We start from the raw sequence: 14,737 nt of genomic DNA, 5'->3' as shown, positions 1-14,737 counted from the left end.
TCTCATCATGGGAGGTATATCCTTTCTATTCTATTTTGCTGCTGCCAGCCTTTTTGGAAGGTTTAATTAAATCAGTGAACAGTTTCCCCAATGAAAATCCACCACCACGGAGCAAAAGCCGGAGTTACCGGATCCTGCCATCAGTTGGACACTGAGTGGGGAAGTCTGCTTGTTGATTGCGGGCTTTTCCAGGGAAAGGAAGAAAGGCCGCTGGAGGTGGATTTTTCCGTCAATGGTATCAACGCCCTGATTCTTACCCATGCCCATATTGATCATATCGGGCGGCTTCCCTGGTTACTGGCTGCCGGATTTACCTCTCCCATCTATTGTACAGAAGCCACTGCTGCCTTGGTTCCTTTGATGCTGGATGATGGCTTGCGTTTGCAGCTGGGGTTGGATTCCCGTCAGCGTCGCAGGGTGTTGGAGCTTATCCAAAGGCTGACTGTTCCGGTCGAGTATGGTATGTGGCAAAACGTTGCACCGGCTGGAAAGGAAGGCTTGCTTATCCGGTTCCAGCCTGCCGGGCACATATTAGGTTCGGCGTATGTTGAAGTAAAAGCCCCTGATAACAGGGTAGTGGTGTTTTCAGGCGATCTCGGGCCGGCGAATACGCCGTTGCTGCCGGACCCTGTCTCGCCGGAGCGGGCAGATATTGTGGTTCTCGAAAGTACCTACGGAGACAAGAACCACAGCTCTGTCGAAAGCAGGGCTGGGCAATTGAAAGCGATGGTGGAAAAGTCACTGGATGATGGGGGAGCTATCCTGATCCCGGCTTTCAGCGTGGGACGCACCCAGGAATTGTTGTTTGATCTGGAAAACATCGTGGCAAATGTATTCAACGAAACCGAAAGGAAGGATTGGTCCAGGCTGCCGGTTATCCTTGATTCGCCGTTGGCCCTGGAAGTAACGAAACAGTATCGGGATTTCAAAACCTTGTGGGGAAAGGAAGCGAAAGTCAGGTTGACGAAAGGCCGGCACCCTTTAGCTTTCGAACAGTGTGTCACTATCGAAAACCACCGGGATCACCTTGCGTTGGTAAACCGCCTGAAACAGAGCGGTGAGCCGGCTCTGGTTGTAGCTGCAAGCGGAATGTGTAATGGCGGCCGTATCCTGAACTACCTCAAAGCGTTGCTGCCTGATGCCTGTACAGATGTGATCCTTGCGGGGTACCAGGCTGAGGGAACACTGGGGCGGGAGCTGCAACAAGGCAGGAAGGGAGTGAATATCGAAAATGAAGAAATCTCGGTAAACGCCAATATCCACACATTGTCAGGCTACTCTGCCCATGCAGGAAAGGATGAACTGGTCACTTTTGCCTGTAATATTGACCACCCTCCCAAAGAAATTCGGCTGGTTCACGGTGAGCGTACTTCCCAGGAATCACTGGCCCGTGAACTGCGATCCCGGCTGCCAAACACGATGGTTTCACTGGCCTCAGATCTCTGAATTTTCTTTAATGTGACATTGATCACATCAAGATTTGAAAGTGCGTTCTTTATGCGTTTTCACCTTTCACTTTCACTATCCAACCTTGTGCACCCCCGTAGTTGAAGGGATAGGTGTTATTTTGTGTGCCTGCATCACAAAATTAAGCCTTTCACTTTCTTATCAAACGAAAGGGTTTTAGGCTTTTTTCTCGTTTAAATCGAATGTGATCCCTGTAATGCTTTCGTTTTCTTTCGTGTGTTGAAATGGTTTCCGAAATGAAGCGAAAGACTCAGGCTCAATCGCAAGACAGTGAAAGAGAGAGTTATTATGGTTACCACCGTTGAACGCAGAGAGCAAATTGTAGAGCTGGCCCGTCAGAACAACACCGTAAGGGTTGAAGACCTGTCAGACCGGTTTTCTGTGTCTACGGTTACTATCCGGAACGACCTGAATTACCTGGAGAAGAAAGGCTGTATTGTCCGCTGTTATGGCGGTGCAATGGTTAACAGGCACTTTGCCTTTGACCAGCCGGTGCAGGACAAAGGAAGGATGTTTGCCGATATTAAATCCCGCATTGCAGCCCGAGCAGCCGCAATGGTGCAGGACGGCGACGCCATCGTTCTGGATTCAGGTTCTACCACAGCCAAGATTATCCGTCATCTGGCAGATAAAAACGGGCTGGTAGTAATGACCAACTCCCTCAATATTGCTTATGACCTTGCCAGCTATGACAACATCGAAGTTATGGTGGCAGGTGGCACGCTGCGACGCAAATCCTTTTCGCTTCATGGCCCGGCTGGCGAGCAACTCTTGAAGAACTACCGGTTCGACAAGCTGTTTCTTGGTGTGGATGGTTTCGACCTGACCGCCGGCATCACTACTCCGCACGAGGGCGAAGCCCAGGTAAACCGTATAATGTGCGAAGTGGCCCGTGAAGTAATTGCGGTGACTGATGCCAGTAAGTTTGGACGTAAAAGCTTCTGCATGATTCGTGAAGCCGGGAATATCGACAAGTTGATAACCGACAGCCGTATTCCGGACGAATATTTGCAGGCGCTGACGGCCATGGGTGTAGAGGTCATTATTGCGGATCAGGACGAGTAATCGCCTGACTTGAATAAAGCCCTTACCTCCCGGTAATCGCCGCCTGCATGGGGAGAAACCATGCAGCCACTTTTAGACCTCATCCAACGCCACAAAGCGGGAGATTCAGTAGGCATTTATGCCGTCTGTTCTGCCCATCCGCTGGTGTTGAAAGCGGCCATCAAGCAAGGGCTGGAAGATAACTCCCTTGTATTGATTGAGGCCACCTCAAACCAGGTAAACCAAGACGGCGGATACACGGGTATGAAGCCCGCCGACTTTTATTCCCTCGTACGTACTTTTGCCGATGAACTGGGTTTTGCCAAAGAAAACCTGCTCCTTGGCGGTGACCACCTTGGCCCCAACTGCTGGCAGCACCTGCCTGCTGAAGAAGCAATGGCCAAATCAGATGTTCTCATCGAAGCCTATGTGGAAGCGGGATTCCGCAAGATTCACCTGGACTGCTCGATGTCATGTGTGGGTGATTCTATCCCCCTGGATGAAGCCACGGTGGCCAATCGGGCGGCCCGCCTTTGCAAAATAGCTGAGACAACCTGGCAGCGTGTCGGCGGGGAACCGCCGGTTTACATCATCGGTACTGAGGTACCGGTTCCGGGCGGGGCCCAGGAACTGGAAGATGAACTTGAAGTGACCAAGCCATCTGACGCAGCCCAGACACTGGATATGCACCAGACCGCGTTTGCAGCCATGGGGCTGGAAGCTGCCTGGGAGCGGGTAGTGGGTCTGGTTGTCCAGCCAGGTGTGGAGTTTGACCACCATCAGGTCATCCACTATGACGCACCAAAAGCCAAATCACTCAGCCAGTTTATCGAAACCGTACCGGGAAAAGTGTTTGAAGCGCACTCAACGGATTACCAGGCAGACGATGCCTATGGCGAGCTGGTCCGAGACCATTTTGCCATCCTGAAAGTTGGCCCGGCTTTGACCTTTGCCCTGCGGGAAGCACTCTTTGCCCTCGATGCAGTTGAACGCGAATGGCTGGGTGAGCACCGCGCTTCCCACCTTCGTGAAACCGTCGAGCAGGTGATGCGGCAGGAGCCGGACTACTGGCACAAGTACTATGCCAACACCGGCCATCAACGCTACCTGGACTGCCAATACAGCTTCAGCGACCGTATTCGCTACTACTGGTCACACCCGGTTGTGGATGCAGCTGTCCAGAAAATGGTGAGCAACCTGACGGAACTGCCTCCACCACGCACCCTGCTGAGCCAGTACCTGCCAAGCCAGTACAAAGCTGTTGCCAGAGGCGAGATTGGCGCAAACCCCGAATCACTGATTATCCACAAAGTAATGGAAGTCACCCGCATGTACAGCCGTGCCTGCGGAAGCCTTTCCGAGGAAAAACAACAATGATGTATCCAGGTTACGACTCTGAATGGCTGGCACAACATGGTGCTGCCCACACAGCCCAGGAAATTGCCCAGCAGCCTGCATTGTGGCGCAAGCTTTCCTTGGCATTACAGGCCCGCGAAGCAGACGACGAGGCGTTTCTGAAACCACTTTTTGCCCTGCCGGGCTTAAGGGTGGTTCTGACAGGAGCAGGAACCTCTGCCTATGCGGGGGAGGCGATCGCCCCTTGGCTCAGCAGCCAGGGTCTTGATGCCCGTGCTGTAGCAACCACAGATATTGTTTCCAACCCGCTGGAGTACCTGAACCCGGAAATGCCAACGCTGCTGGTGTCTTTCGCCCGCTCTGGTAACAGCCCGGAAAGCGTCGCGGCAGTTGCCGTTGCTGACCAGTTGGTGAAGAACGTCTGGCACCTGATCCTGACCTGTAATGAAGAAGGCGAGCTTTACCGCTATGCCCAGCAAAGTGACCGTGCCTGTTGTCACCTGATGCCGGAAGGCTCAAATGACAAGAGCTTTGCGATGACGTCCAGCTACTCCTGCATGACGCTGGCAGCAATTACATTGCTTGGCCGTTTGCCACGTGCCGTTGCCGTACAGCAGGTTGAGCAGGTTGCCAGCATTGTTGAAGAAGGCATGCCGAAGTGGGCAGACAAGGTGAATACCCTGGCTGAAATGGATTACCAGCGACTGGTTATCCTCGGCAGTGGCGGTCTTGCCGGCGTTGCACGGGAAGCGTCCCTTAAATCCCTTGAACTGAGTGCCGGGCGCGTTGTTACTGCTTTCGAATCCTCACTGGGTTTCCGTCATGGCCCTAAATTCCTGATTGATGGAAAGACCCTTGTTGTCCAGTTCTTCTCTTCCGATGAATACACCCAGCAGTACGACCTGGATATGTTCCGTGAAATTCATGCCAACGGAATGACACTGTCGCACCTGGCACTGGTGCCGGGTTCCGTATCCGGTCTGGAAGGGGAGTCGGTTGCCGTTGCCGGTGAGCAGTTGGCTGATATCTGGCTGAGCTTCCCCTATGTCGTATTTGCCCAGATGCTGGCGATGACAAAGTCGCTCCAACTTGGCCTGACACCAGATAACCCTTGCCCTACTGGAGAGGTTAACCGCGTCGTCCAGGGTGTCACTATTTACCCTTTTGCCACGGAGTAGTTAAGCGCAGAAGACTTCAGCACCACATATAGAACGTTTTAGCCCTACAAGAACATGCGGAACCGGGCTCCCAAGCCCTGGTTCCACAAAATAATAAGAAATGAACCAGGAGTTACACCATGCCAAATATTGTATTGAGCCGTATTGATGAGCGCCTAGTGCATGGCCAGGTTGGCGTGCAATGGGTGGGTTTTGCCGGAGCCAACATCATCGTTGTTGTTAACGATGAAGTGGCAGGTGACCAAATCCAACAGAACCTGATGGAAATGGTATTGGCTGATGGTATTGCCATCCGTTTCTGGACTGTTCAGAAGACCATCGAAACCATTCACAAAGCTGCAGACCGCCAGAAAATTCTGCTGGTGTGTAAAACACCTGCTGATTTCCTCGCCTTGGTGAAGGGCGGGGTGCCGATTAACAAAATTAACGTCGGCAATATGCATTTCACCGAGGGGAAAACCCAGATCCACAAAACTGTCTCCGTAGACGCCAACGACATTGATGCCTTCAAAGCGCTTCATGAGGCTGGGGTGGAGTGTTATGTGCAAGGCGTTCCAACGGAACCCGCTACTGACATCTTCAAGCTTCTATAAAAGGAGTAATTGTAATGGAAATCAGTTTTTTACAAGCCCTAATGCTCGGGGTCCTGGCATTCATAGCAGGTCTCGATCTCTTCAACGGCCTTACCCACATGCACCGTCCTGTGGTTTTGGGCCCCCTGGTTGGCCTGATTCTTGGTGACCTGCAGACCGGTATTCTGGTCGGCGGTACCCTGGAACTGGTCTGGATGGGTCTGGCCCCTCTGGCCGGTGCTCAGCCACCAAACGTTATTATCGGTACTATCGTTGGTGCCACCTTTGCCATTACCACAAATGTGGAGCCTAACGTGGCAGTAGGTATCGCCGTTCCTTTCGCAGTGGCAGTTCAGATGGGTATCACCTTCCTGTTCTCCGCCATGTCTCCGGTCATGTCCAAGTGTGACCAGATGGCAGACGAGGCCGACACAGCGGGTATTGAGAAGGTTAACTATTTTGCACTTTCGGTTCTTGGATCGTTTTACTTCCTTTGCGCCTTCCTCCCTATCTACTTTGGCGCAGAGCATGCCAAGCCAATGGTTGAGGCCCTGCCTCAGCAGCTGATCGACGGCCTTGGTGTGGCAGGTGGCATGATGCCGGCTATCGGTTTCGCCGTCCTGATGAAGATCATGATGAAGAATGCCTATATCCCTTACTTCATCCTCGGCTTTGTGGGCGCAGCCTGGCTTCAACTGCCAATGCTGGCGATTGCCGCCGCAGCCCTTGCCATTGCACTGATCGACTTTATGCGCAAACCAGAACAGAGCGCACCTGTGAAGGAGGAACTGGAAGATGGAATCTAATGCAAACACCATGGGCCATCTGAAAGCCCACAAAGACGTGGATCCTGTGCTGTCTCTGGAAACCAACGACGTTTATGAAGATCAAAGCGTCGGTGCGGACCTGACCAAGGAAGACATCAACCGTATGGCGTGGCGCTCCCTGCTTCTCCAGGCGTCATTCAACTATGAACGTATGCAGGCTGCCGGCTGGCTGTACGGCCTTCTCCCTGCACTGAAGAAGATCCACACCAACCCGAATGACCTGTCGAAGTCAATGAAGGGCCACATGGGCTTCTTCAATACCCACCCGTTCCTGGTGACCTTCGTGATGGGCATCATCCTGGCGATGGAGCGTTCAAAGCAGAACGTTAACTCTATCCAGAGCACCAAGATTGCTGTAGGTGCGCCGTTGGGTGGTATCGGTGATGCAATGTTCTGGCTGACCCTGCTGCCAATCTGTGGCGGTATCGGTGCAGACCTGGCGCTGCAAGGCTCCATCATGGGCGCCATCATCTTCTTCGTCGTGTTCAACGTGTTCCACTTCGGCCTGCGTTTCGGTCTGGCGCACTACGCCTACAACATGGGTGTGGCAGCTATCCCGCTTATCAAGGCGAACACCAAGAAGGTCGGCCACGCTGCATCCATCGTGGGTATGACCGTAATCGGTGCGCTGGTGGCAACGTATGTCCGCCTGTCTACTACCGCTGAAATCACCGCCGGTGATGCTGTGGTTAAGCTCCAGGCTGATGTTATCGACAAGCTGATGCCGGCATTCCTGCCATTGGTTTACACCCTTTGCATGTTTGGCCTGGTAAAGCGTGGCTGGAGCCCGGTTCGTCTCATCATCATCACCGTAACACTGGGTATTGTGGGCCGTTTCGCCGGTTTCCTCTAACCCCGAATGCAACGCATAGAAAGACAATAGCTTGAAATTTAAGCGCTGAACCTGGGAGGCGCAAGCCTCCCGGTTCATGCCCTGGAAAATAAAGGATTTAACATGATTGGGGTAATTATCAGCGGGCACGGCGGTTTCGCCAGTGGCCTGACCAAAGCGCTGAACCAGATTATTGGTGAGCAGCCTCAGTTTGCTGCCATCGACTTTCCCGAAGGTATGACCACAGCTCAACTTGACGCAGCCATGCGCGCGGCAATTGAAGATATCGATTCCGGCGAAGGCATTGTATTCCTGACCGACCTGCTTGGCGGCACACCTTTCCGCACGGCTTCCCTGCTCAGCCAGCAGATTGCCAATATTGAAGTGGTTACCGGCACCAACCTGCAGATGGCTGCAGAAATGCTGCTCGAGCGCGACGGGATGAATGTTACTGAGTTCCGTCAAGAAGCAGTTACCTGCGGACACCGTGGCATCACATCGCTGTTCGAACAGATGGAAGAGAAAAAACGCGAAGAAGCGTCCGAGGTTGATGATGGTATCTGATCGCCGTTACCGCCGTATCCTGATGCCTGACAGCCGTTGGCTGGAAGATGGCATTGTCCGTATCCAGGATCAACGCATTGCAGCGGTAATGTCTTACGAAAACTATCTGGCAGAAGGTGGGGAAGCGCTGGAGCAGCAACCTGTTTCCCTGCTGCCGGGTCTTATCGACAGCCATGTACACGGGGCGATGGGGCACGATGTAATGGATGCCAGCCATGAAGCATTGGACGCCATATCTGCTTTTCTTGCCCAGCAGGGAGTGGTGGCATTTCTTGCCACGACCGTTACGGCCCCGGTAGAGAAAATCCGCACTGCTCTCAGGACGGTAAAGAACTCGATGAAAACCGGTGTGTCCGGTGCAACCATCCTCGGGACTTACCTGGAAGGGCCGTATTTCACAGGCAAAAACCGCGGGGCGCATCCGCAGTCCTTCCTCCGCGAGTTGGACCAGATAGAACTTGAACACTGGATCTCTGTTGCTGACGGTACCCTGAAAGCGGTGGCGCTGGCCCCTGAAAAGAACGGTGCGCTGAGCGCTATCCAATTCCTGAAATCCCAAAATATCAATGTGATGCTTGCGCACACGCAAGCCACCTACGACCAGGCTAAAGCCGCATTACAGGCCGGCGCAGATGGCATTGTTCACTGCTACAACGGCATGACCGGATTGCACCACCGTGAGCCGGGTGTGGTCGGGGCAGGGCTTTGTTGTGACTCTGCCTATGTGGAACTGATTGCTGACGGTCACCATGTGCACCCGGCCGCGACCGAAGTTGCGTGGCGCTGTGCGGGTAACCGCCTGGTACTGGTTTCCGATGCTATGCGTGCAGCAGGCATGCCAGACGGCGAATACAAGCTCGGTGAGCTTGATGTTTCGATGAAAGACGGCGTAGTACGCACTGAAGCTGGTGGCCTTGCCGGCAGCACATTGCGGCTTAACTGCGCGGTAGAAAATGTTTCCCAGTGGCTTGCCCTTCCGCTTGAAAAGGCATGGTCACTGGCATCTCAGAGCCCGGCAGCCCTGCTGGGATTAGAAAATGATTTAGGTAGCCTGGCCCCCGGCAAACTGGCCTCCATGGTGGAGTTGTCAGACGGTGGTGAGGTTGTCGCGACCTGGGTGGCAGGCAACTGTGTTTACCGCCAGACCGGCGCACAAAATGATTCTGTTTTGGAGGATGTATGTATCTGATTTCTTCACGTGAAATGTTAAAGCGTGCGCAAAAAGGCGGTTATGCGGTTCCAGCTTTCAATATCCATAACCTTGAAACCGTACAGGTAGTGGTTGAGACTGCGGCTGAAATGAAATCCCCGGTTATCCTGGCTGGGACACCGGGTACTTACGGTTATGCCGGTGTTGATTATATTGTTGCTATCTGTAAGGAAGCAGCAAACAAACACAAGATGCCGCTGGTGCTTCACCTTGATCACCATGAAGACTTTTCAGATATTCAGGCTAAATTGCATGCCGGTATCCGTTCAGTGATGATTGACGGCTCCCATCACCCGTTTGATGAGAACATTGATATCGTTAAGCGCGTTGTGGACTACTGCAACCGCTATGATGCCAGTGTGGAAGCGGAATTGGGCCGTCTTGGCGGCCAGGAAGATGACCTGATTGTTGACAGCGCAGATGCTGCAATGACTGACCCGGCTGCGGCGGCTGAATTTATCCAGCGTACCGGTATTGATTCACTGGCGGTGGCTATCGGCTCTGCCCACGGCCTGTACAAAGGCGAGCCTAAGCTGGACTTCGCCCGTCTGGAAGCTATCCGTAATGTGGTAGATATTCCGCTGGTCCTGCACGGTGCTTCCGGCATTCCTGATGCCATGGTAAAGCGTTGTATTGATACCGGCGTATGCAAGGTCAACGTTGCTACCGAGCTGAAAATTGCTTTCGCTGATGCCGTGAAGAAGTACTTCGGTGATCACCCTGATGCCAATGACCCACGTAAGTACATTGTTCCTGGCAAAGCGGCGATGCGTGAAGTGGTACAGGCCAAGATCCGCATGTGTGGCAGTGAGGGTAAAGCGTAACAGCCCCTTAAACTGACACAATTCAATTACCGGTGCAGAAAACAGGGTGGTTCTAATTGTTTTCTGCATCGTGTGCCCTGTTTTTTTCTTTTCCGTATATACCTAACTCACTGTGCAACAAACAAAGAAGCTGGTTACGTCAGGTTTTTGTCAGCTTCGGCAAAATTGAGTTCCCCAGTCCATTTTTCTCCATTCCTGCTAGGTGATTCCAAAACACCGTATATATTTCGCAAAAAGAATAAAGTGCTGATTTAACATGGTTTTATCAGCTCTGTTTATGTTTTTGTGATGCATTGATTAAGCGGGAAAATAATAAATGAAAAAAGGTCGGTTAATGGGCAAGAAGCACTTTCCTTTAACGCTGGTTGCGGCATCGTGCCTGGTGGCGTTCCAGGCCAATGCGGCTTTGGATTGCACCAATATCGATACCTGGCAGGCTGATGTTGCCTATAACGGTGGCGCGCAGGTTCAAAAAGAAAGCGTGGTCTACAAGGCAAGCTGGTGGACGCAGGGAAATGACCCGGTTTCTCACTCAGGTCCTTACCAGGAATGGAGTAAGGTTGATGTCTGCTCCGGCGATGGGGGAGGCGAAACGCCTAACACAGCGCCAAAAGTGGCATTCACAGCCCCTGCTTCCGGCAGTGAGTTTATTGTGGGCGATGCCGTTGCAGTCAGCGTTAATGCATCTGACACTGACGGCAATATTGCCAAAGTTGAATTCTCAGTGAATGGGCAGAAGTTTGCCGAAGCCGGAAGTGCACCGTACCAAGCAGTGTGGACTGCTGTTGAAGGCCAGCAGCGCATTACTGCCACTGCCTATGACAATGACGGCGCAAAAGTTGAGGCTTCCGTGTCTGTCTTAGTAAAAGCTGAAGTGGTAGAGCCGGAAAACCAGCTTCCGACCGTTTCCCTGGCTCTTTCTGCTTCATCTGTTGAGATGGGGAGCAGTGTTTTACTGACTGCCGACGCCGCAGATACTGATGGCACGATTGCCAAGGTTGACTTTTTCGTGAATGGCCGTCTTGCAGCAACCCGTGCAACCGCCCCTTATACTTTTGAGTGGTTGGCTGAATCAGCAGGGAACAACACGGTTTTTGCCCGTGCGACCGACAACGATGGCGCAACTGGTGACAGTAAAAAGCAGGTGATCAATGTGACTGGCGGTGAAGTGGTGTCTGACTGCCGTCCGGAAGGCCTGTACCAGACCGAAGGCGTGAATGTGCCTTACTGCTCTGTCTATGATCAGGAAGGCCGAGAAATGCTGGGTGAAGACCACCAGCGCCGCGTTATCGGTTACTTCACAAGCTGGCGTACCGGTGACAACCCGGCAACCGGTAAATTCCTGGCGAACGACATCCCTTGGGACAAGCTGACCCACATCAACTATGCCTTCGTCAGCATCGGCTCTGACGGCCGGGTAAATATCGGGGATATCAACGATCCTGAAAACGTCGCTGTCGGCCAAAGCTGGCCGGGTGTTGATATCGATCCTGCGCTTGGTTTTAAAGGCCATTTCGGCGCACTGGCTACCTACAAGAAACGTTACGGTGTGAAAACCCTGTTCGCCATCGGCGGCTGGGCGGAAACCGGCGGCCATTTTGATGAAAACGGTGACCGTGTCGCAGACGGTGGCTTCTACACCATGACCACCAATGCCGATGGCAGCATCAACCATGCAGGGATTGAGCGTTTTGCTGATTCAGCTGTAGAGCTGATGCGCAAATACCAGTTCGACGGTATCGATATTGACTACGAATACCCGACCAGCATGGCTGGGGCAGGCAACCCACTGGACAAGGAATTCTCAGAAAGCCGCCGTCCATACCTGATGCGCTCTTACAATGAACTGATGCGTGTGCTGCGTGAGAAGCTGGACCGAGCGTCTGCTGAAGACGGGCATCACTACCTGCTGAGCATTGCGTCGCCTTCATCTGCTTACCTGCTCCGTGGCATGGAGAACTTCGAGTCACTGAAATACCTCGACTACGTCAACATCATGTCCTATGACCTGCACGGCTCTTGGAATGAATATGTCGGCCATAACGCTGCCTTGTATGATACCGGCGAGGACAGCGAGCTGGCACAGTGGGGCGTGTACTCAACAGAACAGTACAAGGGAACCGGTTACCTGAACACTGACTGGGCCTACCACTACATGCGTGGTGCGCTGCAATCCGGCCGAATCAATATTGGTGTGCCTTACTACACCCGTGGATGGCAAGGTGTTGCCGGCGGTGAAAATGGCCTGTGGGGGCGTGCTCCTCTGCCGAACCAGAACGCCTGCCCTGAAGGTACCGGCGGTACCGGTGGCAAGTGTGGTGACGGTGCAATGGGCATCGACAACCTGTGGCATGACCTGGATACCAACGGCAATGAAATCGGTGCCGGTGTGAACCCAATGTGGCATGCAAAAAACCTGGAGATTGGCCTACAGGGCTCTTACACCTACACAAATGGCATGGATCCGGAAAACAACCCGGCTCACCAGGTCAGCGGCACCTACACCCGACACTATGACAACGTGGCGAAAGCGCCGTGGCTTTGGAATGCAGAGAAGCAGGTATTCCTCTCTTCCGAAGACAAGCAGTCAATTGCTGAGAAAGCAGGGTACGTGGTAGACAAAGGTATCGGTGGTGTCCTGATTTGGGAACTGGCGGGCGACTACAGCTGTTACGAGATTGGTGCCAATGGCGAGCGCGGGGCGAAAGACCTGAGCGAGCAGGCATGTCTAAACGGCCGTGGTGAGTACTACATGGGTGATACCCTGAGTAATACCATGTACGAAGCCTTCAAGTCAGCGGCCCCTTACGGTAACAAGCGCTCCGAAAATGCAGTACCGGTTGAAGCGGTGAATATCACTGTCTCTGTCGGTGGCTATAAGGAAGGTGACCAGAACTACCCAATTAACCCGAAGGTAACGTTCACCAACAACACCGGTGTCGATCTGCCGGGTGGTACCGAGTTCCAGTTTGACTTGCCGACTTCCACACCGGACAACGCGATGGACTGGTCAGGTGCAAAACTGAAGGTGGTTGAGTCTGCCCACAGCCGGAACAACAACATCGGTGGCCTGGATGGTGCAATGCACCGTGCCTCTTTCAGCTTGCCTGGATGGAGCGGAATTGCTGCTGGGGAAACCTATGAGCTGGATATGGTGCACTACCTGCCAATATCGGGTCCTGCAAATTACACCGTAACCATTAACGGCACTGACTATGCGTTTGCCTTTGAATATCCAGAACTGCCACTGGCAGAGCTTGGTGATGTGACAGACCCGGATACCGGTAACCCTGACACAGGCAACCCGGAGCCGGGAGATTGCAACCTTGATGGCGTGAACGTTTACCCTAACTGGCCTCAGGTAGACTGGGCGGGTAACCCTGACCATGCCAAAGAAGGTGACCAGATGGTACATGACGGCGCGCTGTACAAGGCCAACTGGTGGACACAGTCTGTCCCCGGAAGTGATGGCAGCTGGAGCAAAATTTGTAAAGGATAAAATATACAACGCATAAGTTGTTCGCTACCGAAAATACCCCGAACTGCTCGGGGTATTTTTTTATCTCACAGCCCGGCTTACGGCTTTTGGTTACTGCGCTTCATATTTTCTGTTTTCTGCAATACTCAAAATATGATTAAAAAACAGAGACATTTGCCTGGGGGCGTGTGCCAATGAGAATAGCGGTTGTGGGTATGGGCTACGTCGGTCTTTCCAATGCAGTATTATTAGCACAGCACCATCAAGTGGAACTCGTTGATATTAATGAAGAAAGAGTTAACAGGCTAAATGGGGGAAAATCCCCGATTGCTGATCCTGACATAGAGTCATTTCTTGCCAGCGGTACATTGAAACTCTCCGCTACGTTGGATAAACATCAGGCCTACATTGGGGCTGATATCGTTATTATTGCGACGCCAACAGACTATGATCCACAAACCCACCACTTTGATACTTCAACAGTTGAATCTTGTGTCCGTGATGTTTTGTCTGCAAACCCCAATGCGCTGACAGTGATTAAATCTACCGTGCCTGTGGGCTTCACCCAAGCATTAAAAGAGGCGTTGGGTACTGAAAACCTGCTCTTTTCCCCCGAGTTTTTACGCGAAGGGAATGCACTGAGGGATAACCTTTACCCCTCGCGGATCATTATCGGTGAACGTTCTGAGCGGGGCAGGATGCTGGCAACGTTGTTGCTGGAGGGGGCAAAGAAAAAAGATGTCCCGGTTCTCTACACTGACTCAACAGAAGCCGAGGGAATTAAGCTATTTGCCAATACCTATCTGGCTATGCGAATCGCATTTTTCAATGAGTTGGATTCCTATGCCCAGTCACTGGGTCTGGACTCGCGACAGATTATTGAGGGTGTGGGACTGGATCCACGGATCGGTTGCCATTACAACAACCCATCGTTTGGTTATGGTGGTTACTGCCTTCCCAAAGACACCAAGCAGCTGCTGGCCAATTACCAAAACGTACCAAACAACCTGATACGTGCAATAGTCGACGCCAATACCACACGCAAAGACTTTATTGCGAAGGCAGTGATAGCCAAGGATCCCAAAGTGGTGGGTGTATACCGGCTTATCATGAAGGCCGGCTCAGACAATTTCCGGGCGTCTGCTATTCAGGGGGTAATGAAGCGTATCAAGGCCAAGGGTATCGATGTGGTGGTATATGAACCGGTACTTGAGGAAGAGGAATTTTACCGCTCAAAAGTCATCAAGGATCTGGATGAGTTTAAAAAGATCTCTGATGTCATCATTTCCAACCGGATGGATATTGAGCTGGAAGACGTCGCAGATAAAGTGTTTACCCGGGATCTGTTTGGCGAACACTAGGGTAGCTTTACCATAAAGAAACCC

Annotated in this window: 12 protein-coding genes; all 12 read left to right on the top strand. The window is 52.5% G+C overall.

What is annotated here, in order from left to right; translation table 11 throughout:
- The first annotated feature begins 90 nt into the window (after window positions 1-90).
- The 12 genes from NF212_RS12535 (at window position 91) to NF212_RS12480 (ending at window position 14,713) form a co-directional block, all read left to right on the top strand.
- Window positions 91-1,446 carry an MBL fold metallo-hydrolase gene (locus NF212_RS12535; RefSeq protein WP_434356103.1) on the top strand — a complete coding sequence of 452 codons (1,356 nt, stop codon included), beginning with the start codon at window positions 91-93 and terminating at the stop codon, window positions 1,444-1,446.
- A 309-nt stretch (window positions 1,447-1,755) separates the two neighbouring features.
- Complete coding sequence (agaR, locus tag NF212_RS12530; protein ID WP_434356101.1) at window positions 1,756-2,532, top strand: transcriptional repressor AgaR; 777 nt, start codon at window positions 1,756-1,758, stop codon at window positions 2,530-2,532.
- 60 nt (window positions 2,533-2,592) lie between these two features.
- Complete coding sequence (locus tag NF212_RS12525) at window positions 2,593-3,888, top strand: D-tagatose-bisphosphate aldolase, class II, non-catalytic subunit (protein WP_434356099.1); 1,296 nt, start codon at window positions 2,593-2,595, stop codon at window positions 3,886-3,888.
- On the top strand, window positions 3,885-5,045 hold the full coding sequence (locus NF212_RS12520; protein WP_434356097.1) for an SIS domain-containing protein: 1,161 nt from the start codon (window positions 3,885-3,887) through the stop codon (window positions 5,043-5,045). The genes NF212_RS12525 and NF212_RS12520 overlap by 4 nt, the downstream gene beginning before the upstream one ends.
- Window positions 5,046-5,164: 119 nt before the next feature.
- Window positions 5,165-5,638: a PTS N-acetylgalactosamine transporter subunit IIB gene (agaV, locus tag NF212_RS12515; RefSeq protein WP_434356095.1), complete on the top strand. Its 474-nt coding sequence runs from the start codon at window positions 5,165-5,167 to the stop codon at window positions 5,636-5,638.
- Window positions 5,639-5,652: 14 nt separating this feature from the next.
- Window positions 5,653-6,423, top strand: a complete 771-nt coding sequence (agaW, locus tag NF212_RS12510) for a PTS N-acetylgalactosamine transporter subunit IIC (protein ID WP_434356093.1) — start codon at window positions 5,653-5,655, stop codon at window positions 6,421-6,423.
- The gene (gene agaE, locus NF212_RS12505) at window positions 6,413-7,297 is read left to right on the top strand and encodes a PTS N-acetylgalactosamine transporter subunit IID (protein WP_434356091.1); all 885 of its coding nucleotides are present in this window, start codon (window positions 6,413-6,415) and stop codon (window positions 7,295-7,297) included. The genes agaW and agaE overlap by 11 nt, the downstream gene beginning before the upstream one ends.
- A gap of 102 nt (window positions 7,298-7,399) precedes the next feature.
- Entirely contained in the window at window positions 7,400-7,840 is a 441-nt protein-coding gene (gene agaF, locus NF212_RS12500) for a PTS galactosamine/N-acetylgalactosamine transporter subunit IIA (protein WP_434356089.1), read from the top strand.
- Window positions 7,827-9,029 (top strand): N-acetylglucosamine-6-phosphate deacetylase, encoded by a 1,203-nt coding sequence (gene nagA / locus NF212_RS12495; protein WP_434356087.1) that lies wholly within the window; start codon window positions 7,827-7,829, stop codon window positions 9,027-9,029. Before agaF ends, nagA begins: the two co-directional genes overlap by 14 nt.
- Window positions 9,020-9,874, top strand: coding sequence for a tagatose bisphosphate family class II aldolase (locus tag NF212_RS12490; protein WP_434356085.1), 855 nt, complete (start codon window positions 9,020-9,022; stop codon window positions 9,872-9,874). The genes nagA and NF212_RS12490 overlap by 10 nt, the downstream gene beginning before the upstream one ends.
- Window positions 9,875-10,190: 316 nt before the next feature.
- Complete coding sequence (locus tag NF212_RS12485) at window positions 10,191-13,373, top strand: chitinase C-terminal domain-containing protein (RefSeq protein ID WP_434356083.1); 3,183 nt, start codon at window positions 10,191-10,193, stop codon at window positions 13,371-13,373.
- Window positions 13,374-13,546: 173 nt separating this feature from the next.
- Window positions 13,547-14,713: a nucleotide sugar dehydrogenase gene (locus NF212_RS12480; protein ID WP_434356082.1), complete on the top strand. Its 1,167-nt coding sequence runs from the start codon at window positions 13,547-13,549 to the stop codon at window positions 14,711-14,713.
- Window positions 14,714-14,737 lie beyond the last annotated feature (24 nt).

Source organism: Parasalinivibrio latis (assembly GCF_036825535.1).
Classification (GTDB): domain Bacteria; phylum Pseudomonadota; class Gammaproteobacteria; order Enterobacterales; family Vibrionaceae; genus Parasalinivibrio; species Parasalinivibrio latis.
This window is presented reverse-complemented; position numbering and strand designations above follow the sequence as displayed.